We start from the raw sequence: 26,313 nt of genomic DNA on the forward strand, positions 1-26,313 counted from the left end.
CCACCTTTTGGATTTTATTACTAAAACAAGCATAATTTTTCGTGAAATGTATAGTTTTATAGTAAATATTTAATAATGATACTACCCATTTTAAACTTTTAGAAACATCAATTAACTATACAGAAAGGCTTGAATGATAGATGAACCTTCTCTCTTTTGCATTGAAAAACAAAAATGTAAGTGACTACGACATTATTCAGCACCAAAGTAAAACAATGGATCCGGTTATAACAGTAGTCACCCCTGTTTTCAATAATGCTGCTACCATTAAGAAAACAATCGATTCTGTTTTAAATCAAACATTAAGCGATCAAATTGAATATATTCTGGTAGACGATGGTTCAACAGACAAGACACGGTCCATTCTTCGTGATTACAGCAGTAACCATCCAAATATAAAGCTTGCACTGCTAAAAAGGAATACTGGCACACCTGCTTTTCCAAGAAATTTAGGAATCGAACTTGCTAGTGCGCCGTATATTTCTTTCCTTGATGCCGATGATTGGTTCGAATTATCTGGATTAGAGAAGCTTTATCGCGTGCTTAAGGAGACAGGCGATGATTATGTAGTCGGAAAAACGGTCAAAATACGGACGGATGGAGCCTCTATCGTTGGCGAACACGAATCCAGCACAGAGCGGAGAAATGTTCCCCCAGCTTCTATCCCTCATATTTTCCATCACTTAGGGCCAAGGGCAAGAATGATGAAAACAAGGATAATTAAAGAGAATAATATCCAATTCCCTGCAATGAAGTTTGCAGAGGACAAGCAGTTCTTTATGGATGTATTGGCCTGCTGCAAAACCATCTCAACAACGAAAGATGTCATCTACTATTTGAACAGACAAAATGAAAATAAAGGCTCGTTAACTTCACGGACAAATGTGCTTGAAAAGATGAAATGCAATCAAAAGGTGATACGTTATTTTAAAGAAAAAGAGCTTGATTCTGACATAAAAAAAATGATATTAAACAGATTATTCGAATTTGACTGCTTTACAGGCTTCATCAATCGCTATCATACGCTTAGAACTAATAGTCCGTCATACAAACAAAAAGCCAATGACTATATGAAAAGAAAAGCCTATGCTTGGACAATGAAAAAAACATTAAAAGCAGCAAATGATTTGGATTATGACATTAGTGACCATTTCTTTAAACCAATTAACAAGGTATGCTATGAGCTTTTCAGGAACGGAAAATATAGCGAGATTGAAGAGCTGTTTCGCTGGAATGCAAATGAAAAAATCAAGAACTATCATTTTGTTGAAAATAAAGCCTTCTATATAACACCATTGCAGGAACCGTATAAATATATCACTGTTCCAATATATGCAGAGCTCACTGACTGCATTGTCGTTAATGATCATATCCAACTTCATATTAAAGCAGTTGGTGACAATTCTGCTTCCATAAATGAGCTTTTGCTTCGCGACAGACAATCGCAAGCATCTGAATTTAGCATACAAGCCACTGTTCAAAATAATGGTGAAGGTATCTTATCCCTACCAATAGATTGGATAAATTCTCTGCCGAAAGCTGTTTATAATATTTACTTGCGCTACAATGACTATCAAAAGGTCCAATTGCATATTCCAAGCCTAATGGACGGCTTAAAAAGTTCGCAGCACAAAAACTGCCACTTTTATTCGACCATTAATCAGAATTTAGCATTGAAAGTTAAATAATTGTTTCAAGAAAATGAGGAAGAGTCAATACAACCTTTACCATCTCTAATTACGAATATTAAATAATTTATTCTAGCTGTGAACTTGATTGGAGCTTATGATGTCTGACTTTAAAATTAGTTCTTTTCTGCGCTACACACACTCGCTTTCTGCGGGGAAAGCTTCAGCCTCCTCAGCTTCGTCTGTGGGGTCTAAGCCTTTCCTCTATTTTCCCTTAGTAGTCGATTGTCTTCTGCTACATTCCAATAAGATTTTTAATCTTGTAATTATGCAGTAAACAATGTAAAAACCGAACAATTCTATTAATATAATGCTTCAATAGAATAGTTCGGTTTATGATTAGACTTAAATACTTATGTCCAAGCCTATCAGGTTATCATTCAAATTTCGGCAGCCAATGTCCGTGTGCTTCTATTAAATCGTCACACATAGCGACAATATCATCCATTGACAGTTCTGCAGCTGTATGTGGATCAAGTAAGGCTGCTTGGTATATATGTTCCTTTTTTCTTGTGACAGCAGCTTCAATAGTTAGAAGTTGTGTGTTTATATTCGTTCTGTTTAATGCGGCCAGCTGTTCTGGCAGCTCCCCAATATAGCAAGGCAATATTCCGTTTCTATCGACAAGACATGGTACCTCAACACATGCTTTTTCAGGGAGATTGCTGATAAGCCCGCCCGTATTCAGTACGTTTCCGCCAAATTTAAAAGGGATATTTGTTTCAATTGCTTCAATGATTCGTGACCCATATTCATGTGAGCGCACATGTGTTAGATTGCTGTTATGTACAAGCTCCTCCCGCATTTTTTTCCAGTTTTCGATTTGCTGGACACAGCGACGCGGATATTCATCTAACGGAATCTGAAATCGGTCGATCAGTTCAGGATAACGACCCTTTATAAAGTATGGATGGTATTCGGCATTATGCTCAGATGATTCTGTTACATAGTATCCGAATTTATCCATTAATTCGAATCGCACCATGTCTGTGTGCTTTTCGAGCTGCTTTTCCTTCGCACGTCGCTTTATTTCCGGATAAAGGTCTTTTCCATCTGCCTTTACCTCCAATAGCCAAGCCATATGGTTAATACCGGCAATTTTCTCCTCCACGTTTTTTGCTTTTATCCCGAGTGACTTTAAGAGATGTGATGTACAAACCTGTACACTGTGACAAAGCCCGACTGTTTTAACATTTGTGTAGCGCAGCATCGCTCCAGTAAGCGCTGCCATCGGATTCGTATAATTGAGAAACAATGCATCTGGACAAACCTCTTCCATGTCCGCTGCAAACTCAAGCATAACAGGAATTGTTCGTAAGCTCCGAAAAATACCACCTATTCCAACAGTATCTGCGATTGTCTGGCGTAGTCCGTATTTCTTTGGAATCTCAAAGTCTATGACCGTACTTGGCTTATAGCCGCCAACTTGAATAGCATTGATGACATACTTTGCTCCTCTTAACGCTTCCTTTCGATCTGTGTACGCCTTAACAGTAACATGGCAATTATAATTATTCTTTAGATTGTTGAGCATATTTTCCGAATCCGTAAGCCGCACCTCATCAATATCAAACAGAGCGAATTCAAATCCCTCAAGGGCAGGGACCATCATACAATCTCCCAGAACATTTTTTGCAAACACAGTGCTTCCTGCACCAATAAATGTGATTCTCGCCATACATCTTCTCCCCTTTAATCGTTTATCATTCTGTTATTTTTTTGTTTACTCATTATGTTTCGATGTGCATGTTTGACATTCCAAGTCAGCCACAATGCTACTGTGCTTCCGAAGAAACATATGAAGAATCCGGCAAGCTGGCTGTATGCAGCAAAAATCGTGATGCAGCCAATCGCCATAACGGCGCTCTGTACAATCCGAGTGATGCTCATAAACAGCATATCTCTTAACACTTCTTTTATTGTCCGTTTTTTTTCTACTAATAAAGGAAATAAATACGGAAGCATGATGAGATATACAAAGGTAATAGTCAGTAGAGTATATCTGAAAATAGCAAAAATAGTACTCTCAGCTTGGAAAAAAAACTGTAAATCGACGTACAGCAAAATTCCTGCAAATAGAATAATTGCTCCAAGCAAGTTCGCCTGTTTGAAATACGCTTTAAACCTAGCTGCAAACATCGGAAATATTGGACCGTCGTCTGCCCCATCCATCCATTGTCTAATTAAATAAAACATTGCTGCAGCAGCTGGAAAGAAGCCAAACAGAATAAGTCCGCCAAGCGTGAAGAGCATCCATAGTGCATTAACATAAAGCAAACGGTACACCCATGTGCAAGCTTTCATCAGTTTGTTGTTAATAAGATCACCCCATTAATGAATCAACCTTTTGAGCCAGTTAAAGCGATGCCTTCAATAATTTGTTTTTGCGCGAAAATGTACACAATGATAACTGGAATAATGGAGATTGTTGTACCAGCCATCATCAATGACCAATCAGTAAAATACAAGCCTTTAAACGTATTAAGGAGCAGTGGCACAGTGAATTTTTCAGGTGTCGTCAAATATATCAACGGCTCTAAAAAGCTGTTCCAAATTCCCATAAAAGCAAAAATTCCAAACGCAGCAAGCGCTGGCTTTATCAATGGCAGAATGATGCTGCGGTATATCCTTGCAGGGTTTGCTCCATCAAGAACCGCCGCTTCAATCTGTTCATTCGGTATGCCTCTAATAAACTGGCGCAGTAAAAATACACCAAAGGCATTGAATAATCCAGCCGGAATGATTAAGGATAAATGCGTATCAATCCACCCAAATGCATCCATAATCAGGTAAAGCGGAACCATCGTCACTTGCTTTGGAATCATCATTGTCGCCAAAAACAGGATGAACAGCAGATTAGAGCCGCGAAATCGCATTTTCGCAAATGCAAAGGCAGCCATCGAACAGGTCAGCAAGTTTAATAGGACAACGATTGCCGTTATATAGAAGCTATTAAAATATGCTTTTGCAAATGGCATTGCTGTTAAGGAATTCGGGTAGTTTTGGAAATTAACAGGATTCGGGAACCATTTTGGCGGCACAAGGAAAATTTGAGACATATCTTTCAGAGAACTGCTTATTGTCCAAAGGAAGGGAGCCACCATTAAAAATGCCCCAGCAATCAACACAAGATGGAGCAGGATGCGCAGTAATGAAATCTTTTTCTTTTTACGCAATGGAACAGCTGCCTGAGGGACTGGATTCACTGATACGTCATTGATCTTCATAATGCACCCACCTTTTCGACATTTTAAATTGAATGAGCGTAAATACTAGAATAATGACAAACAACACCATTGCCGCTGCAGAGCTTATACCCATTTTGAAATCGACAAAGGCTGCTTCGTATATATGGTAAACAAAGGTGTAGCTCGATTTAGCAGGTCCGCCGCTTGTCATGACATAAGCCTGATCGAAAACCTGGAAGGAGGAAATAACAGCCATAATGGCAATAAAGAAAGTCGTCGGTGATAATAGCGGCAATGTAATATGGCGAAGCTTCTGCCATTTTGTCGCCCCGTCTATCTCTGCTGCCTCATAGTAGGATTTAGAAATCCCTTGAAGTCCTGCTAGGAAAATAACCATATTATGCCCTAAGCCCCACCATATGCTCAATATCGCAATGGATGGCATTACCCAATTTGTATCAGTCAGCCACATTGGCCCATTTATCCCAAAGTTAGCGAGAATTTGATTTAATATGCCGAAATCTCCATTTAAAATCCACATCCAGATAACTCCGATAGAAACAGAGCTTGTCACAACTGGCATAAAATAAAAAAGCCGGTAGAAATTTTTGCCCTTGATTTTGTTAAGGGCAACCGCAACTGATAAGGACAAAGCGATGCTGGCGGGAATTACTAAGATTGTATAATAGACCGTATTTCCTAAGGCTTTCCAAAAATCCGGATCTTGAAATTGATCGATATAATTGGCTAAACCTATAAATTCCTTTGCCCCAAATCCGTCCCATTTCATAAAGCTTAATGTCAATGTGAAGATAACTGGTATTAATGAAAATAAAATTAACCCTATTAATTGTGGAGCTAAAAACGCATAGCCCCAAAGGTTTTGTCGGCCTTTCATCGCGTTCACCCACCTTTTTTAAGATAGAAGGTGAAGAATAAACTCCTTCACCTTCGTTTTATGTCATTCAGATTTATGCTCTGCTATCATCTCTTTTGCTTTTTTCGTTATTTTTTCTACTGTAGTCTGGGCATCATCCTTACCAAGATACATAAGATCCATGATGTCATTGACTTCTTTATCCAAGCCTGGGATAGTGGATTGGATTGCATTTGCAAAGCCTTTTTCCCTTGCTTCAATAATGTAGTTTACATGCTCTGGAACATTGGAGCTAGTTATGGCTTCATCAATTCCGTTAATAGATGGAATCGCATTTCCAATACCGTTTAAGCGCTGCTCTTGCCCTACTTTAGATGTATAATAAGAAACAAATTTCATCGCTGCTTCTTTATTTTTAGAATCTTTGTTTGCTGCTAGGTAAGCTGTCGGAATTGCCACTGGCTCTTGTTTGTTTTCTGTGTTGGATGGCCATGAAATATAATCCCATTCTAATGATTTGTTTTCATGGAATAGTGGTGTGAACCATCTGCCTGCAGTAACCATGCCAACTTGACCAGACATAAACATCGCTTCAGAACCTTGCCCTTTAGGAAGAGATCCGGAATAAGTAAAGTTCTTACCTTTAACCATTTGCTCTAAGAAAGACATTGCGCCAATGCCCTTTTCATTTTGATCTAAAATAAATTCGCCAGTTTCTTTATTGTAAATTTCTCCGCCGTTTGCCCAAATCCAGCTGAAAAGTGTGTTCCAGGAATTATCTACAATCAAACCGTATTTGCCGCCGTCCCGCAGCTTATCTGTCACTTCCTTCATAGCATCAAAGTTCCAGTTTCCTTCATCATAAAATTCTTGTGGAGACTTAATACCTAAATCTGAAAACAGCTTTTTATTGTAATAAATAAGCATCGGATTACAATCTACTGTGATGCCATATATTTCATTATCTTTTTTAGCAGCTCCCCATAACCCTTCTGCGAATTCTTCCGGCTTAGCATAGCTTTCTGAGCCGTTCATGAATTCACCTAATGGTGCGAGTTTGCCAGTTTCAATGATTTTTGAAATGTCACCATCTCCAACATAAAACACATCTGGTGCCTGGCTGCCCTGCAGCTGTGTTTGCAGCTTTTGGATATAGCCGTCACTTGGAATTGGCACAAGCTTCACTTTAATGTCCGGGTTCTCCTTCATGAATCCATCCACTGCTTTTTGGTAAACCTTAATTTCTGCAGGATTTCCCCATGCTGAAAAGGTCAGTTGAATTGTTTCATCGGAGCCGGAGGTGCCTGAATTAGAACTGCACCCTTGAAGTATTGGCACCAGCAGCAAAATAAGAACGATAAACAAGGCAATAATTTTACTCTTTTTCATTGTTCTTCCCCTCACTCTCTGTGTCTTGTTCGCTAAATTATACAGGGACAACTCCCTATGTAACTCAGCAGGTGTTACAGTTACGAGACAAACTTGCAACCGCTTTCAAATTACTGTAAAAATTTTTGTATAACTATGATGTCAATAAGGTAAATTGTATTAGCGTTTAATGAAAACGCTACCAATCACAAGTATTAGTCTACTTGCCCACATTTGCTTATTCAAGAATTTCCCATCCAAAAATTCCGCTATAATTCGAGTTACGAAGTGCTTTTTTGTCGTCGTTAAGTTTGATTTCTCGAGCTGTTTCTTTTATTCTTTTAATGAAAACAGTTCCAAAAATAAATAATTTGCTTTAAAATAAAAGGAGAAGAAAAAATTTTTCTAAATATTTTCCTGTTTCAAGAAATTTTTTTTGTTACCTTTTACCCTTATTTAATACAGGATTTTATTATAAAGGAGATTTAGTAATGTTTAAGGATTCCTTCTATTTAGGCGTTGATATTGGAACAACTAGCACAAAAGCTGTTTTGTTTGGAGAAGCAGGCAAAGTAATCAGCATGCATCATGTTGAGTACCCTTTATACAGCCCAGCTCCTGCCATTGCCGAACAAGACCCTGATGAAATACTTTCTGCTGCGAAAGAAGCAATTAAAACAGCACTGTCAAAAGGCAAGGTAGAGCTAAAGAAATTAAAGCTTGTTTCCTTTAGTGCAGCAATGCATAGCCTTATTGCTATTGATGACAAAAACAAACCACTGACAAAATGTATCACTTGGGCTGACAGCCGTTCAGCAGCATGGGCTGACAAAATTAAAAACGAGTTGAATGGACTGGAAATATACAAGCGTACAGGCACACCAATTCATCCAATGTCTCCCCTTGCGAAAATTGCTTGGCTCCGGACTGATCACCCAGAAATATTTGCTAAAACAGCCAAATTCATTGGGATTAAGGAATATATCTTCCATCATTTCTTTGGTGAATACATTGTCGATTATTCCATTGCCTCTGCTACAGGTCTATTTAATCTTGAACAGCTTGATTGGGACAAGGAAGCGCTTGAAATAGCTGGAATAACGCCAGAACAGCTGCCTGAGCCTGTACCGACAACTCATTCCATCACTGGTTTAAAGGAAGAGCTTTGTGCGGAGCTTGGCCTTGCTGCAGATATACCGTTCATCGTTGGCGCAAATGATGGTGTTCTTTCCAATCTTGGTGTTAATGCGATTGATCCCGGTGTTGTAGCTGTTACAATCGGTACAAGCGGCGCAATCCGCACCGTTACAGATAAGCCTGTAACAGATCCTAAAGGGCGGACTTTCTGCTACTGCCTCACAGAAAATCATTGGGTAGTCGGCGGTCCTGTCAACAATGGTGGAATGACGTTCAGATGGGTGCGGGATGAGCTTGCTTCCTCAGAAGTGGAAACAGCTAAGCGGTTAGGAATTGACCCTTATGAGGTGTTGACGAAGATTGCTTCACGGGTTCTTCCAGGAGCTGACGGACTTCTGTTTCACCCATATTTAGCTGGTGAAAGAGCACCACTTTGGAATTCAAATGCTCGTGGCTCCTTCTTCGGGCTTGGACTGCACCATAAGAAAGAGCATATGGTCAGAGCCGTGCTAGAAGGCGTTATCTTGAATCTATATACGGTAATGCTTGCATTGCAGGAAGTAATTGGCGAACCGAAGCAAATCCAAGCTACTGGCGGTTTTGCCCGCTCAGAGCTTTGGAGACAAATGATGGCTGACATTTTCAACCAAGAGGTGACAGTTCCAGAAAGCTTTGAAAGCTCCTGCCTTGGCGCTGTTGTCCTCGGTATGTATGGACTAGGAGAAATAAACGATTTCAGCATTATGAAGGAGCTTGTTGGCAGCACACATGCTCATAAACCAATTCAAGAAAATGTGGAAATTTATGAGGATTTAACACCAATCTTCATTCGCATCTCCAGATTGCTTGATAATGAGTACGAATACATCGCTGATTTCCAGCGCAAATGGGTTAAATAATAAGCGAGGCTGCAGTCCATATGCTGCAGCCTTGTTTGTTATTTCTTCTCAACACCATGGCCACCAAATTCATTGCGCAGTGAGGCAACTACTTTACCTGTGAAGGTATCCTCCTCCAATGAACGATAACGCATCATAAGTGACAAGGCAGTAACAGGCATTGCTACTTGAAGATCCAAGGCTGTCTCAAGCGTCCACTTACCCTCACCAGATGAATGCATTACTCCTTTTATACCCTCTAATTTCGGGTCTTTTGCAAAGGCATTTTGTGTTAGCTCCATCAGCCAAGAACGAATAACAGAGCCATTATTCCAAACCTTCGCAACATGCTCATGGTCATAATCGAATTCACTCTTCTCCAGCAATTCAAACCCTTCTGCTATAGACTGCATCATGCCATATTCAATGCCATTATGGACCATCTTCAAAAAATGTCCGCTGCCTGCTTCCCCTGTATACAAGTAGCCATTCTCCACACATAAATCCTTGAAAAGGCTCTCGACTTGCAAGAAGATGTCCTTATCTCCACCAATCATCATACAAGCTCCATTTCTAGCACCGCTTGTACCTCCGCTCGTTCCTACATCAAGATAATGGACGCCTTGCTTCTTAAGCTGTGCTGCTCTGCGCACGGTGTCTTGATAGTGTGAATTTCCGCCTTCGATAATCGTATCACCCTCACCTAATGTACCACTTAGCTCTGCTATTACATCCTCTGTTATTTTCCCTGATGGAACCATTACCCACACAATTTTAGGACTACTTAAACTAGCTGTTAACTCAGTTATAGTTTTGACTCCGTCAGCACCTGCATTCGAAATTTTTGTAACAGCGCTTTCATTTACATCAAAAGCTGTTACACTATAATTATGATCCAATAGATTCTCTGCTAAGTTAAAGCCCATTTTTCCAAGACCAATTATTCCAATGTTCATTTCTAAAACGCTCCTCTTATGAAAAAAAATTTCTTCCTACTTATTATTATACGAAATTTTTTTCATTAATGAAAGCGTATTAAAAAATATTTTTTCTTATGTTGATTATGCTATACTATACATAAATTATGTCGAAAGGAATCAGACGATATGGCACAAAATTGCTTAGGTAAAATCCGCTCCTATTATGCTAGACTTAGTGAAAAAGAAAAAAAGATTGCCGATTATATATTAGAAAACCCTGAAAAAATAATTCATAGTACTATTAATGAGCTAGCAGAGGATTTAAATGTGGCAGATGCAACCGTTTTTCGTTTTTGCAAACGTATTGGATTTAAAGGCTATCAAGCAATGAAAATTGCCCTCGCCTCCGAAATAATTGAACCTATACAGCACATTCATGAAGAAATTAATGAACAGGATAATGTGGCAACCGTGACAGAAAAGGTTTTTATGTCGAATATCCGCACACTAGAAAATACTTTACAGTTAGTCAATGGAACGTCCATCCAAAAAGCCGCAGATTTTTTGCTTGCAGCACAACGGGTAGAATTTTATGGAACTGGTGGATCGGCAGTCATCGCAATGGACGCTTTTCATAAATTCGTGCGAACAGGAATAAAAGCGTTTACATTCATTGACTCCCATTTTCAGCTTATGTCCGCATCTCAGCTGTCCGATCGCGATGTTGCCGTCATAATTTCCCACTCTGGGACGAATAAAGATACTATCAATATATTGAAAACCGCAAGAACAAATGGTGCTAAAACTATAAGCATTACTGGCTATCCTAAATCACCGATAGCTCAGCACGCAGATGTTGCACTGTTCACAAGCTCAGAAGAAACGGAATTTCGGTCTGAGGCACTTTCCTCCCGTATTGCGCAGTTAAGCTTAATTGACGCCCTTTATGTGAATATGATGATATTAAATAAAGACACTGCCAATAAGTCGCTTAAAAAAATCAGAAATGCTATTTCAGACACAAGAATGTAATAAAAAAAGATGCCCGCCAAGACTTAAGTCTTGGCGGGCACCTTTTTTGTTTTCTTATACAAACAAGTCTAAAATCAATACTCCTGCAAATGCAACGAATGATAATACTGTCTCAAGGACTGTCCAGGTTTTAAATGTTTCCTCTACTGACAAACCTAAGTATTCTTTTACCATCCAGAAGCCTGCATCATTAACATGAGAAAACATTAAGGAACCAGCACCTGTTGCTAATACAAGCAGCTCCACGTTCACTCCAGACATTCCAGCAATAATTGGGGAAACAATTCCTGCTGCTGTCGTTAAAGCGACTGTTGCAGATCCTGTTGCAATCCGGATAAGTCCAGCAATCATAAATGCTAAAACTAATGGTGATAGAGATAAGCTTTCAGACATATTTCCGATTGTTGTTCCAACACCACTGTCAATCAATACTTGTTTAAAGGCACCACCAGCACCGATAATCAACACAATCGAACCAACTGGCAGAATACAATCTTCTGTGAATTTTTTCAGTTTTTCCTTGCCGATACCTTGTTTGAATCCAAGGAAATAAAATGCAAAGAATACAGCTAGCAGCAATGATACTAATGGACTACCAATGAATGCCAATGCCTTCATAACCTCAGCAGGTAAAAACTTCATATATGGCGCAGCAGTTCCGATAATCATCAGCAGGACAGGCAGCAAAATCGCGAAGAAAGAAATACCAACACTTGGCAGTGACTTTTCGTCCTTTTCCTCCACTTTAACTAATTCTGGTTCGCCTTTCGGAAGAACACGTTTATGAATATATTTTGCAAACAGCGGTCCACCGACAATACCGGCAGGCAGAGCAATAATTAATGAATACAGTAATACTTTTCCTAAATTTGCATCAAAGATTCCTATTGCGGCAATCGCACCTGGATGTGGAGGTACTAATCCATGCACAATGGATAAGCCTGCAATCCCTGGTAAGGCAATTAACAATATATTTTTCTTTGTCGCTTGTTGGATGGAAATAACAAGTGGCAGCAGTATTAATATACCGACTTCAAAGAAAACTGGTATTCCGATGATAAATCCTGAAAGGAACATTGCCCATGGCAGTTTCTTTTCTCCAAAAATCCTTACAAAGAAGTTAGCAATTTGTAATCCTGCCCCAGATTCAGACAGCATTTTTCCTAGTATTGTACCAAGCGCTAAAATTCCGACTAAGTGACCTAATACGCCACCAACCCCTGTCTCATAAGCGCTTACAATTTTATCCCACGATAAACCTGAAAAAATGGCTAAAAATAAACTTGCTACTGTCAAGCTAATAAAAGCATGCCATTTAAACAAGGAAACTCCTAATATAACAAGGACGATTGAAACTAGAGTAATTATTAATAAGTATGCATCCATTTGATGTACCCCCTAATAAGAGTTTTTTTGTAAGTGTTTTCATTTCTATGTTCTTATTATACGAAAAAAAATTTCTTTCATCAACTATTATTTATGAAAAAAATATTTTAACAATTTGCATTCTTTCATCTTTTTTAATATATCCCTTTATTCCCTTTTAAATAATGGGATAAAAAAAGAAAAATTAATAAACAATAACCTAAGAAATCAACAAAAATTAACCCATTGGAGGTATCATCTTGTATTTCTATAAAGAAGATCTAATTAACGTAATCGTTCCTGATAAGCCAGATCCAGCTGCCGCTAAAGTGCTTCAAGAAGCATTAGGAGGCCGATTTGGGGAAATGAGAACGATGATGCAGTTCTCCTTCCAAAGCGCTAACTTCCGTGGAAAAGCAAAGCAATACCGTGACTTAATCCGCGGCGTTTTTCTTGAAGAGCTTAGCCATGTTGAACTTGTTCAAACAACCATTAATCAACTGCTAAATGGTTCTGGCGATATTGGTGTAGGCTCTGTCGGCGAAAGTGATGCACCACTTCATATCGCAACCGAAAATGTGAATCCCCATCATTATATTATGGGTGCACAAGCCTCACTTCCAGTTGACGCGGCTGGAAACCCTTGGACAGGTGCTTATGTATACAGCCATGGCAACTTAGTTGCAGATCTTCTTGATAACTTAGTTCTTGAATCAACAGGTGTTCTACAAAAATCACGCTTATATGAAATGAGTTCTAATAAAACATTCCGTGAAACGTTGGCTTTTTTAATTGTTCGTGACAATGCCCATCAAAATGCATTTGCAAAAGCACTCGAAACATTAGGTGTAAACTGGGCAAAGCTATTCCCTGTTCCAAACTATGATATTAATAAATATCCAGAATGCCGTAAATATGTCGATTTAGGCTTCCATAATGCCCAATTCAACTTCCGTCTTGATCCAACAAGAATTGGTGAAATATACCAAGGTGAATCTCCAAGCAGAAATAAAGGCGAGCTTAAAGTAATTGACCCGCCGCAAGGCTATCCAGTACCTGAGCTTCCTGACATGCCGAATGAGCACAGCCCTGGTTTGTATGATCTAAATAACTGATTTATTAAGAGACTGGGACATAAGTATATGAATCAACATAAAAACCGAACTATCTATTCAAACGTCGATTAGATAGTTCGGTTTTTTATTTTTCGTTTCAATACAATAATTAGAAATCTTAGTGGAATGGAGAGAAGGCTCATCTTCCTCCCCGCGGAAAGCGAGTAGACGAGAGCGCAATGAAACGAACTAATTTTAACTCCAGATTCTATTTAGTCACAAGCTTCATTTTTCAAAAATTGATGTAATTTATTATTCTTGTTTAGAAAGGTTGTCTTTTGTTTTGTCTGTCTTTTGGTAAAATAATCCGTTTTCCTTCTATATTAAATAGGTCTTTGTATCGTTTATTATTTTCTCATCATTTTTTTAACTTCTTTTAATGTTAATCCCTATAAATTATGCGAAGATAGCTCATGCGATATAGTTCGCATACGAACTATTTTTGACAAGCTATTAATTCCAGCATTTTTTATGTCTGAATGGGTATTTTATTTCATATGGGAACAGGGGGCATAATGTGAAAGACGCTTTAAATAATGAGCTGATTCGATCCTACGCAAAAATAAATAAGGCTTACTATCAGCTTCTCAAAGAAGATGCAGATCAAATGGGTTTGACTGCCGTTCAACTTAAAGCATTATATCGGGTTTCTTTTCAACCGAACATAAGCTTAGGAGAGCTTGCTGAAAAATTGCGTTTGACGAAAAGCACAGTCAGCGGTGTTATCGACCGCCTTGTCAAGCAAGATATGATCGAACGGACAACTCAAGCTAATGATCGAAGAGCGGTTAATTTACATCTTACAAAGCTTGGGAAGATCAAATTAGAAGCACTGATGCAAACGGACTCTGTTGTTGCCCAGAAAATTAAAGAAATAATGCAATTCCCTGAAGAGGACATTCAAAAACTGCTAGAATTAAACAACAAAATTTTAACGATACTCAATTCTAAGGAGGACTTACAAGAATGAACGCAAGACGCATGATACTTATTAACATCATCCTACTTATTGTTTTAGTAGGCGGCGGTTTCACAGGTTATTATTTCTATGATAAATCTGTTTCTTACATCTCAACAGATAATGCCCAAATTACGGGTCAACAAGTGAGCATTGCTTCACCTGCAACAGGTAAATTAACAGCATGGAGCGGTGATGTCGGCGAGAAATTTGGCAAAAATGAAAAAATCGGTACAGTGGAAGTAACAACTGAAACTGGAACATCAAAAATTAATGTTAATGTTCCTGCCAACAGCACTGTTGTTCAATCATCAGCAGTAGAAAATTCTTTTGTTGCAGCAGGTACTTCTTTAGCTAAAGCATATGACATGAATAATCTATGGGTTACAGCAAACGTTGATGAAACAGACTTAAATGACGTAAAGGTTGGCCAAGATGTTGATCTTTATGTAGATGCATACCCAGATACAACTTTAACTGGTAAAGTAGAATCTTTAGGTTTAGCAACATCAAGCACATTCTCATTGCTTCCTAGCAGCAATTCATCAGGCGACTACACTAAAGAAACGCAAGTCATTCCTGTTAAAGTCTCAATTGATAACTATGGTGGTTTAGATTTAGTTCCTGGTATGAACGTAACTGTGCGAATCCATAAGTAGGTGATGACGATGACGATATATATCGCAAGCTATGCAGTTATCAGCATTATATTGCTCCTCACCATAAACTACCTGATTAGGAAACAAAGTAGAAAACCAAAACAGGAAAAAGCAAGCAATATAAATAAGGATGAACCTATCCAAGAAAATGAAATTTCCCGTAGCTCCATCATGCAAGAAGAAAGTCCGATGGAGGAAGCAATAAATGAAACATTAAGCAAGTCTGCAATTACAGAACCTGCGTTAGAGTATGTCAGTGATCCAGATAATGCTGAAAAACATAACGAAGAAGAAATACCTGTAAAAGAAAAAGACATTAAACAACAAGCAAGAGTTGATTTTGAAGGCAGTAAAGGAAAAATTATCGCTGCCGTTATGCTAGGTGCATTCGTAGCAATTCTTAACCAAACATTATTGAATGTGGCTATCCCGCATATTATGAACGATTTGAATGTTTCAACAAGTACCGTTCAGTGGTTAACAACTGGCTATATGCTGACAAATGGTGTGTTTATTCCGATCACTCCGTTCTTAATCAGCAAGCTTGGAACGAGAAAGCTACTCATACTCGCTATGACTGCTTTCACCATAGGCTCATTAGTATGTTCTGTCTCAACAGGCTTCAGCATGCTTATGATTGGACGTGTCATCCAGGCAGCTGGTGCTGGTGTTATTATGCCCCTGCTTATGACAACATTCTTGACTATCTTCCCACCTGAAAAACGCGGTACAGCAATGGGGATTATGGGGGTTGCGATGATTTTTGCTCCTGCTATCGGTCCTACACTTTCAGGATGGCTTATTGGTCATTATTCATGGAGAGTACTATTTGATCTTGTTATTCCTTTTGGAATCATTGATTTAATCATTGCTACTATCTGGATGAAGGATGTTACACCACGTACAAATCCAAAATTCGATTTATGGGGCTTTGTCACTTCTACTATCGGATTAGGCTTCTTGCTTTATGGCTTCAGTGAAGCTGGTAATGATGGCTGGGACAGTGGTGTAGTTATTGGTTCTCTTACAACAGGTGTTGTATTCTTAGCTCTGTTCGTTTGGCGTGAATTTACTACCGAAACTCCTATGCTTGATCTAAGGGTTTTCAAGTACGATATTTATGCATTAACTACAGTAGTAAGCATGGTTGTTAACATGGCAATGTTTGCTGGTATGATTCTACTTCCAGTTTACCTGCAAAATATTCGCGGCTTTACTGCCTTGGATTCTGGTTTATTGATGCTTCCAGGAGCTATCGTAATGGGGATTATGTCTCCGATTGCCGGTAAGCTGTTCGACAGGTTCGGTGCAAGACCACTTGCAATCATTGGGTTGGTTATAACTGTATTGACAACATGGGGCTTTACACAATTGACAATGCAAACAACCTACGGACATATCATGATGCTGTATATCTTCCGTATGTTCGGAATGTCCTTCATTATGATGACCGTTATGACAGAGGGTATGAATCAGCTGCCAATGCATTTAACAAGCCATGGTACAGCAGCCTCTAATACGGCTAGAACCGTTGCCGGAAGTATCGGAACAGCATTCCTTGTTACTGTTATGACAAACAGGTCTACATTCCACACTGCTAATTACAGCAATATTATTACTAGCGACAATCCGTTTATTACTGAAAAACTAGGTCAGCTTGGGCAAGGATTCGCAGCATTAGCTGGTATCCCTTCAAGCTCTGGGCAAGCACTCGCTGTTTCCACTATTTATGGAAAAGCAGTTGTGCAGGCAACAATTGACGGAATAAATGATGCCTTTATCGTCGCAACAGGCATCTCAGCACTTGCACTTCTCTTGGCATTCTTCATAAGAAGATCAACACCAAGAAAAGTTAAGTAATACAAAAGAGGCTATGAATTTTCATAGCCTCTTTACTTATTCATTATTAGCCAAGAATGTTATAGCCTGAATCTACATAAATGATTTCGCCTGTAACTCCTCTTGATAGTTCACTGATCATCGCCAATGTCATATCGCCGACCTCATCCTGAGTTACGTTTCGTTTTAATGGAGATGTTTCTTCTATTTTATGAAGAATTGCATTAAACGAACCGACACCCTTTGCAGCAAGCGTGCGAATTGCACCAGCAGAAATAGCATTAACACGGATATTATCTTTACCCATTTCTAATGCCAAATACTTCACAGATGATTCAAGTGCAGCTTTAGCAACACCCATTACGTTATATCCGCTCACAGCACGTTCAGCGCCAAGATAGCTCATTGTTGTAACAGTTCCACCTTCTGTCATGTAAGGCTTCGCTTCTCTTGCTACAGCAATTAAAGAATACGCACTCGTATCCTGTGCAAATGCATAACCTTCTCTTGAAGTATTAATAAAATCTCCTTTTAAGTCCTCCGCATGAGCAAATGCCACAGAATGAACCACCCCATGAATCACGCCTACTTTTGCACCAATTTCTTGGAATGCATCTTTAATGCTGTCATCGCTGTTTACATCACATTGAACAATTAACTTCGCATCATAACTATTATCTGACAATAATTTAGTTAATTTACTAAGTGAGCGATCAAGTCGGTATGTAAATATTAAATTTGCACCAGCCTTAAACAAGGATTTAGCAACACCCCAAGCAAGACTTCGCTCATTTGCAACACCCATGATGACGATGTTTTTGCCTTTTATCTTTAATAAATCTTCCATATTGTCCTCCTAATTTGACAAGTCACTTTCACAATCTTACACCTAGTTTTAGTACTTGGTTCTAATACTATTATATCATAAACTCACATTAAATAAGCCACTCGTCTTGTTAAATTGCCATTTCACTTTTCCTCCCTCCTTATTATGGCTAAGTAGATGTTATAAAAACTAACTGTCTTTCATTATGTGTTGCTCAGTTCTCTCTTTAGTATTCCATAAAGGATAAAACAGCAGCACCGAAAGAATACTAAGCATATGAAAGTTTTGGGAGGTGAACAGCTTGACCGAACTTACAATAAAGGAACTGGCATTTATTGAGGATGAAATTCGCGCCGAGACAATTACTGCGAAAACATTGAACTGGTGTGCAGCACAATGTCATGATGAAACACTAAAAAGCACACTCGAAGCTATGGCAGAAAAACATCAGCTAAAAATTGCTGATCTGTCTAAATATTTTAACAGAACGTCAAATATTCAATAAACTGCGTAAAGGATGGGTGTAATGCCAAACAATATCGAAGGACGTGGCCTGACAGACAGGGAAATGCTCCAGCTTTGTTTAGAGCTTGAGAAAGGACGCTGTCACAGTATTAGCACTGTCATGCTAGAAACAGCACACGAGGGGCTCCGTGACATTTATGAGCAGGCCTTTGCAAATGCAAGCTCAAATCAGTACGAGCTTTTTACTATTATGCATGAAAAAGGCTGGTACAAAACAGAAAAAGCTTCTATAGAACAAATCAGTAACGTGCAGGAGCTGATGCAAAATAATTTGCATCCTGATGATACATTTAAATAAATCTTATGGGATGGAATAATTCATTATTTACCATCCCTAAGACAAAATAATAAAAATCCACTTTAATCCATTGCCCTTATGTTCATACATAATGTCAAATTATAAAACTAGTCCGTTCCATTGTGCATGTGCCCCCCGCTCCATACCACTAAGGAGTATAAAGGGCATAATTACTTATATCTCAGTCCTATTTTATGGTTTTTCTACAAGCTTCAAAAACCTCTTAAAGCGTTTTATTCATATGCTCATGTAATCTCTTCATCCCAAATTATTAGAAATATGACGAATTTAAGCATTAGAAAGGGCATTATAAGAAAAAATAAGATGATTAAAAAAAATCATTTCTTTCCATTGTTAGTTCATTGCAAACTCTTTCATTTTTGAGAAATCAAAGTTTGTCTGAACTTACTCCCACTTCGAGTTGAAGGTAAAAATATTTAATCTTAAAATCATATCTGTACAATTTTACATTTATTTAGTATGATTTTAATTATGTTTTATGTCAGATAATCTTACATACAAACAAATGTTTATCAAAAAGGATTTATTTATCCTAGTTTTCCAACATAGAAAAAGTACAAAAGGAGCTATATGAATGAAGATAATAACAAGATTTCCAAAGTTAATTTTGTTCTTTGTAGTTTTACTGACTACGTTAAGTATGCTTTCTCCACTAACAAATGTGAAGGCTGCAGAGAAAACATATCAGATTGCTACAGATATTACTTTTGCTCCATTTGAATTCCAAGATACGAGTGGTGAGTTCGTTGGAATTGATATGGACCTTGTTGCAGCAATTGCTAAAGATCAAGGATTTAAATATGAAATTAAACCACTTGGCTTTAATGCTGCAGTTCAAGCACTTGAATCAAAACAAGTAGATGCAGTTATTGCGGGAATGAGCATAACTGCTGAAAGAAAAATAAAATTTAACTTCTCTGACCCATATTTCGACTCAGGAATAATTATGGCTGTTAGTGAGAGTAATGATGATGTTTCATCTTACAATGATTTAAAAGGCAAAAAAGTTGCGGTAAAAACTGGAACAGAAGGTGCCAGCTTCGCAGAAAGTATTAAAGATAAATATGGTTTTTCTATTGTTACATTTGATGACTCTGCAAACATGTACGAAGATGTAAAAACAGGAAACTCTGTTGCCGTTTTTGACGATTATCCTGTATTGGCATACGGAATTAAGCAAGGAAATGGTTTAAAAAGCGTTACAGATAAAGAAGCTGGTGCTTCTTATGGCTTCGCCGTTTCAAAAGGTGAAAACTCGGAGCTTCTAGAAATGTTCAACACAGGGCTTGCTAACTTAAAAGCAAGTGGAGAATACCAGAAGATAATGGACAAATATTTAGAAACTGGCTCTAACACTGCTGCTACAAAAGACACTGGCTTTTTCGGTCTATTGAAAGAAAGCATGCCTAGCTTGATGACAGGTTTAAAAATGACATTAATCCTAACTGTTGTTTCCTTAATTATTGCTACAATAGTTGGTATTGTTTTCGGATTAATGCGTATTGCAAAAAGTAAATTATTACGCACTATTGCTATGATTTATATTGATATATTCCGCGGTACACCATTGATTGTCCAAGCATTCTTTATTTACTTTGGTATTCCAGCAGCATTTGATTTCCGCATTACTGCATTTGCCGCTGGTCTAATCACATTAAGCTTAAATGCTGGTGCTTATATGGCAGAAATCGTCCGCGGGGGTATTCAATCCGTTGATAAGGGGCAAATGGAGGCTGCACGAAGCTTAGGTCTTCCTTACGGTAAGGCGATGTTGAAGGTAGTACTGCCACAAGCTATTCAATTAATGATCCCGGCATTTATTAACCAGTTCGTCATCACATTAAAGGACACGTCTATCCTGTCCATTATTGGCATAAACGAGTTGACGCAAAGCGGTAAGATTATTATTGCAAGAAATCTAGAATCATTCCAAATGTGGATTATCGTCGGCATTATGTACTTTATTGTTATCATGATTCTAACGAAAGTATCGAATGTTCTTGAGAGGAGGATAAAAAATGGCAAAGCTTAATGTCACTAATTTGAAAAAATCATATGGCAGCCTTGAAGTGTTAAAATCAATTGATTTGCAGGTCCAAGAAGGAGAAGTTGTTTGTTTGATCGGCCCTTCTGGTTCTGGAAAAAGTACATTGCTGCGCTGCTTGAATATGCTTGAGGAAGTAACAAGCGGAGAAGTTGTTGTTAATGCTCAAAAACTGACAGATAAAAGCACTGATATCAACAAAGTCAGAGAAGATATCGGCATGGTATTTCAGCATTTTAACCTCTTCCCAAACTTGAATGTCTTAGGGAATATTACACTTGCTCCTGTTGAATTGAAAAAGGCATCGAAGGAACAAGCTAAAGAAAAAGCACTTCAGCTTTTAGAGCGTGTTGGATTAAAGGATAAAGCTTTAGAAAACCCAGCTAGATTATCTGGTGGACAAAAGCAACGTGTCGCTATTGCACGCGCGCTTGCAATGAATCCTGATATTATGCTGTTTGATGAACCGACAAGTGCGCTTGACCCTGAAATGGTCGGAGAAGTGCTAAACGTTATTAAACAATTGGCACAAGAAGGCATGACAATGGTTATTGTTACACATGAAATGGGCTTTGCACGCGAAGTGGCAGACAGAGTCATTTTTATGGATGGTGGTTATATTGTCGAAGAAGGCACTCCACAAGAGATTTTCGGCAATCCGCAAAACGAACGTACACAAGACTTTTTAAACAAAGTACTTTAAAAAAAAAGAGGCGTACCTTTAAAAAGGTACGCCTCCTTCTTTTAAAACGCCGTCCAGCCTGCATCTGCAGTTATCACTGTACCATTAACGAAGCTTGACTCATCAGATGCAAGGAATAGCGCAACATTCGCCACTTCCTCTGGCTTGCCGATGCGTGGGTTTACCCCAAGCCCTGGCTGCACTCTTCCCATTCCAAATGGATTAACATTTGTCATCGAGGCACCGATGTTTGTTTCGACTCCTCCTGGTGCAATCGCATTACAGCGAATCCCTTTTTGTGCATACATGTATCCAGTGTTTTTAGTGAATCCAACAACTGCATGCTTAGAAGCAGTATAAGCAGCACCTGCCCTTGCACCTTGTATTCCGCCTGCAGATGCTACATTAATGATAACTCCCCTCTCCTTTTCCAAGAAAATCGGAAGAGCCTTTCTTGTTGCACGCATCACACTTGTTGTATTAATAGCAAATATTCTGTCCCAATTATCATCTTGAATATCACCTGCAGGTTCAAAATTATCCATAATTCCTGCGTTATTAACTAAAATATCAAGTGTGCCATATGTTTGGATTGTCACATCAATTAAATTTTGGATATCCTCTTCCTTAGCAACATTTGCCAAAACTGCAATTGCATTGCCGCCACTAGACTTAATTTCTTCTACAGTTGCATTTGCTGCATCCACGTTAATATCTGAAACAGTAACCTTTGCCCCTTCTTTCGCATAAAGAAGGGCAATTTGTTTTCCCATCCCTGATCCTGCTCCTGTTATAACTGCAACTTTGTCTTGAAGTCTCATATTTATACCTCCATATAGTGGCGAATAAATAGTATCCGCTTTCATTATTTGTAGTTTCCCCTGCTAGTTATAGTATAATGACAGTAAGAATCAAGGACAATCAGCAAACAAGACGGCTTTTGTCTATTATCCAACAGACCATCCGCAAAAGCTGTACAAGTCCTTTTTAATGAACATTTGAGGTGACATATGTCTAGTAAAAATGATTATCTTGATAAAAGAATACTCAAATCGAAAAAGGCATTAAAAGCAGCGTCCCTTTTACTGATGCAGGAAAAGAACTTTAAGGATATAACAATCACAGATATTGTCCAAACAGCTGATTTAAATCGAGGCACCTTTTATAAGCATTATTCTTATAAAGAAGATCTATTGAATGAAATTATGGACGATGTAATGACAGACTTTATTGCTTCATACCGCGAGCCTTATAAAAATTCTGAAACCTTTGAAGTGAGTAAATTAACTTCTAACGCAATAAAAGTGTTCGATCATGTTCTAAAGCATGCGAGCTTTTATAAGCTGATCATACACGCTGAAATATTTTCTAGGTTTCCATATAAGCTTTGTAATGTACTTAAAGAATTATCGATTCAAGATTTACATGTACATGAAAATGACGCTCATATTGACAGAGAATTAGCTGCAAGTTATTCTGCCTATGCCATCTATGGCATGATTATTGAATGGATCGAAGCTGGTTTTAAATACAGCTCGAGCTATATGGCCGAACAATTACTGCTCATCATCAACAGAAATACAACAGGTGGTGTATTTAAACCGAGCATTGAAAATACTTAAGTGAAGCTCCCTCCTTTATAAAATAAGGAGAAGCTTCTATTTTCATAAAAATCATATTTTGGTGATTTTCGACACACCTTTTAGGAAAAATTCATTTTTCAGACACAATCTCTTGGCTTATTTGTGAACTAATTCACAAATTATATTTTTCCTTCCTTCTATTTGCTATATTTAACTTGTAAGAAATAATAAAATTAAGGAAGGATGAACACTATGTTTAATGCTTTTTTAAGAGAAAATAAAGTTGCTTCCGTCATTTTAACTGTTATTCGTTTATTTCTTGGTTATTCTTGGTTTAAATCTGGTTTTGGAAAATTGACAGGTGATGGATTCGATGCAAGCGGATTTTTGACAAATGCCATTGAAAACCCTGTTACAGGTCCTGATGGTGCCGTTTACGGCTGGTATACAAGTTTCATAGAAGGATTTGCGATGCCGAATGTTGGATTATTTAACGTATTAATACCAATAGGAGAATTGCTTGTCGGACTTGGGCTGATTCTCGGTTGCTTAACAACTGCAGCTGCCCTCTTTGGAGTAGTAATGAACTTCTCTTTCCTCCTTGCAGGAACAATTTCTCATAACCCTACAGATATACTAATGGGCTTAATCATTATGTTTGCCGGTGTAAATGCAGGATACTATGGACTGGACAGATGGGTGCTGCCATTTTTACGAAAAACTATTCTTAAAGACAATAAGGAAAAACCGTTATCACCTAATTTAAGAACATAATTTATAAATATCCAAAAGGCATGTGCTGCTGCACATGCTTTTTTTTTTCGCTATATAACATAAAGCACAGTTTTAGCCTCTGATAAACTGCGTGAGCAGTCTATCAGTCTTTGATTTCTACTACCCATAAATGTAAGGGTCAAGTCGCGTTTCTCAACAACAAAGGGACCGTCTACGATGACATCAATCAGCTTACATATCGCTTTACTGCTTTGGCGACTGATAAGCTCGTCCCAGGTGTATCCTGTATAACACCAAATATTTTTCCCTTTTTCCTTCAGTGCTGAGGCAAGTGTTAGTAATTCATCATGACATTGGTAAAAAGGCTCTCCTCCGCTAAACGTAATATCATTGAGCGTATTTTTCATCAGAAGTTCAAATATTTCCATAGTCTTCATCTCCGTGCCACCACCCACATTCCAGCTTTGCGGGTTGTGACAGCCTTTGCATCTATGAGGACAGCCAGCAAAGAAAATAGTGCTTCTTAACCCTGGACCATCGACAATACTGTCTTGAATGATATTTAAAACCCTCATAAATGCTTCACACGATCCTGCTCTTCCGACCGTTTTGCTGTATTCCACTTATCCAGTGAGCCAACAAGATATCCAGTTATTCTGCGGATCCGTTCAAAGTTTTTCTCACCGACAGCACTGCAGCTTGGACAGGTGTTATCAATAATTCCTTTATAACCGCAAGAAAGACAGCGATCAACAGGATGATTGATACTTCCATACCCGATGCCAGCTTCCTTCATCGCCCGCACAATTTGTTCCATCGCCGTATGATTTTTGCTTGCATCTCCATTCAGTTCTAAATAAGTTATATGTCCTCCATTTGTCAGCCGGTGAAAGGGAGCTTCTTTATTGATTTTATCAAAGGCGCTGATTTTGTAATAAACTGGTATATGAAAGCTGTTTGTAAAGTAAGGACGATCTGTCACTCCCTTTATAACACCGAATTTCCTTCTTGCTTCCCTTTGTGCCTTGCCAGCAAGAGATTCTGCTGGTGTTGCTAAAAGCGAGTAGTTTAACTTCCTGTCTATTGTCGCTTCATCTGTCCTTTTTCGCATATGATTGACGATTTGTAATCCGAGCTTATAGGCATCCTCCTGTTCACCATGATGAAAACCTGTTAAAGCTACAAGCGCTTCAGCAAGACCAACAAAGCCAAGCGACAATGTTCCCTGCTTCCAAACTTCCTCAAGTGTATCTTCAGGGCTAAGTGACTCACCATTTGTCCATACACCTTGTGTAAACAGAAATTTAAAGCTTGCCGCCCTTTTCATGCCTTGAAATTGAAACCGCTCATATAATTGCACAATAGCAATATGTATATACGTGTCTAAACGCTGAAAAAAATCCTCCGTTGAGTCAGATTCCAATGCAATAAGGGGAAGATTGAGGCTTGTGAAGGAAAGGTTTCCCCTGCCAATACAACTGGAATCTCCATGGATATTTCCCAGCACTCTTGTTCTGCAGCCCATCGTTGCTGCTTCTGACTCTTTAGTGCCATTATAATGCTCTTTGTTAAAAGGAGCATCGAGAAAGAGAAAGTTAGGAAACAGCCTAGTACTTGTCGTTTCAATAGCAAGCTGGAAAAGGTCATAGCTAACATCTTCCTTGTTGTAATTGATACCATCCTTCACTTTAAAAACAATAATCGGAAATATAGGCGTCTCCCCTTTCCCTAAACCCGCCTTAACAGCAAGCAGCAGGCTTTTGGTGAGGAGTCTGCCTTCAACAGTTATATCTGTGCCCAAATTTATTGATACAAAGGGTGTCTGTCCTCCGCCTCTTGAATGCATGCTGTTGCATTCATGAACAAATGCTTCACACGCTTGGTATGTTTCTTCCTCCGTCCATTGCCAAGCCAAGTCTTTAGCTTCTTCATCGCTTGCATGAAGTCCAGCTAATTTGCTTCTGTTACGAATAAACGACTTTTGAATATATGGTGCCAAATCATAGTCAAAAAGCGGGATTGCTTGTCCTCCATGCTGCTGGTTTTGATTTGCCTGCAGAATAATGGATGTGAGTGCTAAAGCACTCGTTATGCTCTTTGGTTCGCGCATATAACCATGTCCTGTATTAAAGCCCCCCTCTAATATCTTTCCTAATGGGATTTGACAACAGGTTGCAGTCCCAGACGAATAGAAATCAAGATCATGAATATGAATATGCCCGCTTAAGTACGCACTCTTTGCTTGTGCAGACAGCAGCCTTTCTATCGTAAAATGCTTTGTGGAGGCAGAAGCAAAATGCATCATATGACTCATTGGCGCCATTCCATCCATATTGGCATTCTCCTGAATCAGGTCAACACTATCTCCATTTGTTATAACAGCAAACTCCTTCATTAACTCTTCATATGTGCCCATTATTCCCTCTCCCTTTTAGTGAATTCTTTTCCCATTATAAATGAATTTTTCCGAAAAATATCAATATGTGGTATACATTTCACAAAACGTACACAATATCTAGTTATTAGGTTTATACAGAAAATCATCAGGTCTCCTCAAAAACCGCATGTTTATGCT

Annotated in this window: 24 protein-coding genes; 13 read left to right on the forward strand and 11 right to left on the reverse strand. The window is 38.6% G+C overall.

The window, feature by feature from the left end; genetic code table 11:
- Positions 1 to 140 precede the first annotated feature (140 nt).
- Positions 141 to 1,688, forward strand: a complete 1,548-nt coding sequence (locus tag CEQ21_RS08725; protein ID WP_185764279.1) for a glycosyltransferase family 2 protein — start codon at positions 141 to 143, stop codon at positions 1,686 to 1,688.
- A 376-nt stretch (positions 1,689 to 2,064) separates the two neighbouring features.
- On the opposite strand, the gene CEQ21_RS08730 is transcribed toward CEQ21_RS08725, so the two are convergent.
- The 5 genes from CEQ21_RS08730 to CEQ21_RS08750 all read right to left on the reverse strand — a co-directional run bounded on the left by CEQ21_RS08730 (position 2,065) and on the right by CEQ21_RS08750 (position 7,142).
- Positions 2,065 to 3,366, reverse strand: a complete 1,302-nt coding sequence (locus CEQ21_RS08730) for an alpha-glucosidase/alpha-galactosidase (RefSeq protein ID WP_185764280.1) — start codon at positions 3,364 to 3,366, stop codon at positions 2,065 to 2,067.
- A gap of 14 nt (positions 3,367 to 3,380) precedes the next feature.
- Positions 3,381 to 3,965: a YesL family protein gene (locus tag CEQ21_RS08735; protein ID WP_185764281.1), complete on the reverse strand. Its 585-nt coding sequence runs from the start codon at positions 3,963 to 3,965 to the stop codon at positions 3,381 to 3,383.
- A gap of 62 nt (positions 3,966 to 4,027) precedes the next feature.
- The gene (locus CEQ21_RS08740) at positions 4,028 to 4,915 is read right to left on the reverse strand and encodes a carbohydrate ABC transporter permease (RefSeq protein ID WP_185764282.1); all 888 of its coding nucleotides are present in this window, start codon (positions 4,913 to 4,915) and stop codon (positions 4,028 to 4,030) included.
- Positions 4,902 to 5,774, reverse strand: a complete 873-nt coding sequence (locus CEQ21_RS08745) for a carbohydrate ABC transporter permease (RefSeq protein WP_185764283.1) — start codon at positions 5,772 to 5,774, stop codon at positions 4,902 to 4,904. Before CEQ21_RS08745 ends, CEQ21_RS08740 begins: the two co-directional genes overlap by 14 nt.
- Positions 5,775 to 5,837: 63 nt before the next feature.
- Positions 5,838 to 7,142, reverse strand: a complete 1,305-nt coding sequence (locus tag CEQ21_RS08750; RefSeq protein WP_185764284.1) for an ABC transporter substrate-binding protein — start codon at positions 7,140 to 7,142, stop codon at positions 5,838 to 5,840.
- Between the two features lie 470 nt (positions 7,143 to 7,612).
- On the opposite strand from CEQ21_RS08750, the gene gntK reads away from it, so the two are divergent.
- Positions 7,613 to 9,157 carry a gluconokinase gene (gntK, locus tag CEQ21_RS08755; protein ID WP_185764285.1) on the forward strand — a complete coding sequence of 515 codons (1,545 nt, stop codon included), beginning with the start codon at positions 7,613 to 7,615 and terminating at the stop codon, positions 9,155 to 9,157.
- 38 nt (positions 9,158 to 9,195) lie between these two features.
- Here gntK and gnd read toward each other — a convergent pair whose 3' ends face one another.
- The gene (gene gnd / locus CEQ21_RS08760) at positions 9,196 to 10,092 is read right to left on the reverse strand and encodes a phosphogluconate dehydrogenase (NAD(+)-dependent, decarboxylating) (RefSeq protein WP_185764286.1); all 897 of its coding nucleotides are present in this window, start codon (positions 10,090 to 10,092) and stop codon (positions 9,196 to 9,198) included.
- A 150-nt stretch (positions 10,093 to 10,242) separates the two neighbouring features.
- Here gnd and CEQ21_RS08765 point away from each other — a divergent pair, with 150 nt between their 5' ends.
- Entirely contained in the window at positions 10,243 to 11,088 is an 846-nt protein-coding gene (locus CEQ21_RS08765; RefSeq protein WP_185764287.1) for a MurR/RpiR family transcriptional regulator, read from the forward strand.
- Between the two features lie 54 nt (positions 11,089 to 11,142).
- Here CEQ21_RS08765 and CEQ21_RS08770 read toward each other — a convergent pair whose 3' ends face one another.
- Complete coding sequence (locus CEQ21_RS08770; RefSeq protein WP_185764288.1) at positions 11,143 to 12,474, reverse strand: GntT/GntP/DsdX family permease; 1,332 nt, start codon at positions 12,472 to 12,474, stop codon at positions 11,143 to 11,145.
- 239 nt (positions 12,475 to 12,713) lie between these two features.
- Between CEQ21_RS08770 and CEQ21_RS08775 the strand changes: the two genes are divergently transcribed.
- From CEQ21_RS08775 to CEQ21_RS08790, 4 genes are all read left to right on the forward strand, one after another.
- Positions 12,714 to 13,568 (forward strand): manganese catalase family protein, encoded by an 855-nt coding sequence (locus tag CEQ21_RS08775; RefSeq protein ID WP_185764289.1) that lies wholly within the window; start codon positions 12,714 to 12,716, stop codon positions 13,566 to 13,568.
- A gap of 517 nt (positions 13,569 to 14,085) precedes the next feature.
- Positions 14,086 to 14,538: a MarR family winged helix-turn-helix transcriptional regulator gene (locus tag CEQ21_RS08780; RefSeq protein WP_185764290.1), complete on the forward strand. Its 453-nt coding sequence runs from the start codon at positions 14,086 to 14,088 to the stop codon at positions 14,536 to 14,538.
- On the forward strand, positions 14,535 to 15,185 hold the full coding sequence (locus CEQ21_RS08785; RefSeq protein ID WP_127735762.1) for an HlyD family secretion protein: 651 nt from the start codon (positions 14,535 to 14,537) through the stop codon (positions 15,183 to 15,185). The genes CEQ21_RS08780 and CEQ21_RS08785 overlap by 4 nt, the downstream gene beginning before the upstream one ends.
- Before the next feature lie 9 nt (positions 15,186 to 15,194).
- Positions 15,195 to 17,045, forward strand: a complete 1,851-nt coding sequence (locus tag CEQ21_RS08790) for a DHA2 family efflux MFS transporter permease subunit (RefSeq protein ID WP_185764291.1) — start codon at positions 15,195 to 15,197, stop codon at positions 17,043 to 17,045.
- Positions 17,046 to 17,091: 46 nt separating this feature from the next.
- Here the strand turns inward: CEQ21_RS08790 and fabI are convergent, their stop codons facing one another.
- Positions 17,092 to 17,871: an enoyl-ACP reductase FabI gene (fabI, locus tag CEQ21_RS08795; protein WP_185764292.1), complete on the reverse strand. Its 780-nt coding sequence runs from the start codon at positions 17,869 to 17,871 to the stop codon at positions 17,092 to 17,094.
- 280 nt (positions 17,872 to 18,151) lie between these two features.
- Between fabI and CEQ21_RS08800 the strand changes: the two genes are divergently transcribed.
- The 4 genes from CEQ21_RS08800 to CEQ21_RS08815 all read left to right on the forward strand — a co-directional run bounded on the left by CEQ21_RS08800 (position 18,152) and on the right by CEQ21_RS08815 (position 21,441).
- Complete coding sequence (locus tag CEQ21_RS08800) at positions 18,152 to 18,355, forward strand: hypothetical protein (RefSeq protein WP_185764293.1); 204 nt, start codon at positions 18,152 to 18,154, stop codon at positions 18,353 to 18,355.
- 21 nt (positions 18,356 to 18,376) lie between these two features.
- Positions 18,377 to 18,673 carry a spore coat protein gene (locus CEQ21_RS08805; RefSeq protein WP_185764294.1) on the forward strand — a complete coding sequence of 99 codons (297 nt, stop codon included), beginning with the start codon at positions 18,377 to 18,379 and terminating at the stop codon, positions 18,671 to 18,673.
- 604 nt (positions 18,674 to 19,277) lie between these two features.
- On the forward strand, positions 19,278 to 20,726 hold the full coding sequence (locus CEQ21_RS08810; protein WP_419181611.1) for an amino acid ABC transporter substrate-binding protein/permease: 1,449 nt from the start codon (positions 19,278 to 19,280) through the stop codon (positions 20,724 to 20,726).
- Positions 20,713 to 21,441: an amino acid ABC transporter ATP-binding protein gene (locus CEQ21_RS08815; RefSeq protein ID WP_185764296.1), complete on the forward strand. Its 729-nt coding sequence runs from the start codon at positions 20,713 to 20,715 to the stop codon at positions 21,439 to 21,441. Before CEQ21_RS08810 ends, CEQ21_RS08815 begins: the two co-directional genes overlap by 14 nt.
- Before the next feature lie 41 nt (positions 21,442 to 21,482).
- Here CEQ21_RS08815 and CEQ21_RS08820 read toward each other — a convergent pair whose 3' ends face one another.
- Positions 21,483 to 22,241, reverse strand: coding sequence for an SDR family oxidoreductase (locus tag CEQ21_RS08820; protein ID WP_185764297.1), 759 nt, complete (start codon positions 22,239 to 22,241; stop codon positions 21,483 to 21,485).
- Positions 22,242 to 22,430: 189 nt separating this feature from the next.
- On the opposite strand from CEQ21_RS08820, the gene CEQ21_RS08825 reads away from it, so the two are divergent.
- Both CEQ21_RS08825 and CEQ21_RS08830 read left to right on the forward strand, forming a co-directional pair.
- Positions 22,431 to 23,042, forward strand: coding sequence for a TetR/AcrR family transcriptional regulator (locus CEQ21_RS08825; RefSeq protein WP_185764298.1), 612 nt, complete (start codon positions 22,431 to 22,433; stop codon positions 23,040 to 23,042).
- Between the two features lie 213 nt (positions 23,043 to 23,255).
- Positions 23,256 to 23,777 (forward strand): DoxX family membrane protein, encoded by a 522-nt coding sequence (locus tag CEQ21_RS08830; protein WP_185764299.1) that lies wholly within the window; start codon positions 23,256 to 23,258, stop codon positions 23,775 to 23,777.
- A gap of 50 nt (positions 23,778 to 23,827) precedes the next feature.
- On the opposite strand, the gene nrdG is transcribed toward CEQ21_RS08830, so the two are convergent.
- A complete protein-coding gene (gene nrdG / locus CEQ21_RS08835; RefSeq protein ID WP_185764300.1) occupies positions 23,828 to 24,313 on the reverse strand; it encodes an anaerobic ribonucleoside-triphosphate reductase activating protein in 486 nt (161 codons plus the stop codon).
- Entirely contained in the window at positions 24,310 to 26,154 is a 1,845-nt protein-coding gene (locus tag CEQ21_RS08840) for an anaerobic ribonucleoside triphosphate reductase (RefSeq protein WP_185764301.1), read from the reverse strand. Before CEQ21_RS08840 ends, nrdG begins: the two co-directional genes overlap by 4 nt.
- Positions 26,155 to 26,313 lie beyond the last annotated feature (159 nt).

Source organism: Niallia circulans (genome assembly GCF_007273535.1).
Taxonomy (GTDB): domain Bacteria; phylum Bacillota; class Bacilli; order Bacillales; family Cytobacillaceae; genus Niallia; species Niallia circulans_B.

Bases quoted from the DNA above. Each gene is read 5' to 3' on its own strand.
- CEQ21_RS08725 (WP_185764279.1), top strand. From the start codon at position 141: ATGAACCTTCTCTCTTTTGCATTGAAAAACAAAAATGTAAGTGACTAC.
- CEQ21_RS08730 (WP_185764280.1), bottom strand. From the start codon at position 3,366: ATGGCGAGAATCACATTTATTGGTGCAGGAAGCACTGTGTTTGCAAAA.
- CEQ21_RS08740 (WP_185764282.1), bottom strand. From the start codon at position 4,915: ATGAAGATCAATGACGTATCAGTGAATCCAGTCCCTCAGGCAGCTGTT.
- CEQ21_RS08745 (WP_185764283.1), bottom strand. From the start codon at position 5,774: ATGAAAGGCCGACAAAACCTTTGGGGCTATGCGTTTTTAGCTCCACAA.
- CEQ21_RS08750 (WP_185764284.1), bottom strand. From the start codon at position 7,142: ATGAAAAAGAGTAAAATTATTGCCTTGTTTATCGTTCTTATTTTGCTG.
- gntK (WP_185764285.1), top strand. From the start codon at position 7,613: ATGTTTAAGGATTCCTTCTATTTAGGCGTTGATATTGGAACAACTAGC.
- gnd (WP_185764286.1), bottom strand. From the start codon at position 10,092: ATGAACATTGGAATAATTGGTCTTGGAAAAATGGGCTTTAACTTAGCA.
- CEQ21_RS08765 (WP_185764287.1), top strand. From the start codon at position 10,243: ATGGCACAAAATTGCTTAGGTAAAATCCGCTCCTATTATGCTAGACTT.
- CEQ21_RS08770 (WP_185764288.1), bottom strand. From the start codon at position 12,474: ATGGATGCATACTTATTAATAATTACTCTAGTTTCAATCGTCCTTGTT.
- CEQ21_RS08785 (WP_127735762.1), top strand. From the start codon at position 14,535: ATGAACGCAAGACGCATGATACTTATTAACATCATCCTACTTATTGTT.
- CEQ21_RS08790 (WP_185764291.1), top strand. From the start codon at position 15,195: ATGACGATATATATCGCAAGCTATGCAGTTATCAGCATTATATTGCTC.
- fabI (WP_185764292.1), bottom strand. From the start codon at position 17,871: ATGGAAGATTTATTAAAGATAAAAGGCAAAAACATCGTCATCATGGGT.
- CEQ21_RS08805 (WP_185764294.1), top strand. From the start codon at position 18,377: ATGCCAAACAATATCGAAGGACGTGGCCTGACAGACAGGGAAATGCTC.
- CEQ21_RS08815 (WP_185764296.1), top strand. From the start codon at position 20,713: ATGGCAAAGCTTAATGTCACTAATTTGAAAAAATCATATGGCAGCCTT.
- CEQ21_RS08820 (WP_185764297.1), bottom strand. From the start codon at position 22,241: ATGAGACTTCAAGACAAAGTTGCAGTTATAACAGGAGCAGGATCAGGG.
- CEQ21_RS08825 (WP_185764298.1), top strand. From the start codon at position 22,431: ATGTCTAGTAAAAATGATTATCTTGATAAAAGAATACTCAAATCGAAA.
- CEQ21_RS08830 (WP_185764299.1), top strand. From the start codon at position 23,256: ATGTTTAATGCTTTTTTAAGAGAAAATAAAGTTGCTTCCGTCATTTTA.
- nrdG (WP_185764300.1), bottom strand. From the start codon at position 24,313: ATGAGGGTTTTAAATATCATTCAAGACAGTATTGTCGATGGTCCAGGG.
- CEQ21_RS08840 (WP_185764301.1), bottom strand. From the start codon at position 26,154: ATGGGCACATATGAAGAGTTAATGAAGGAGTTTGCTGTTATAACAAAT.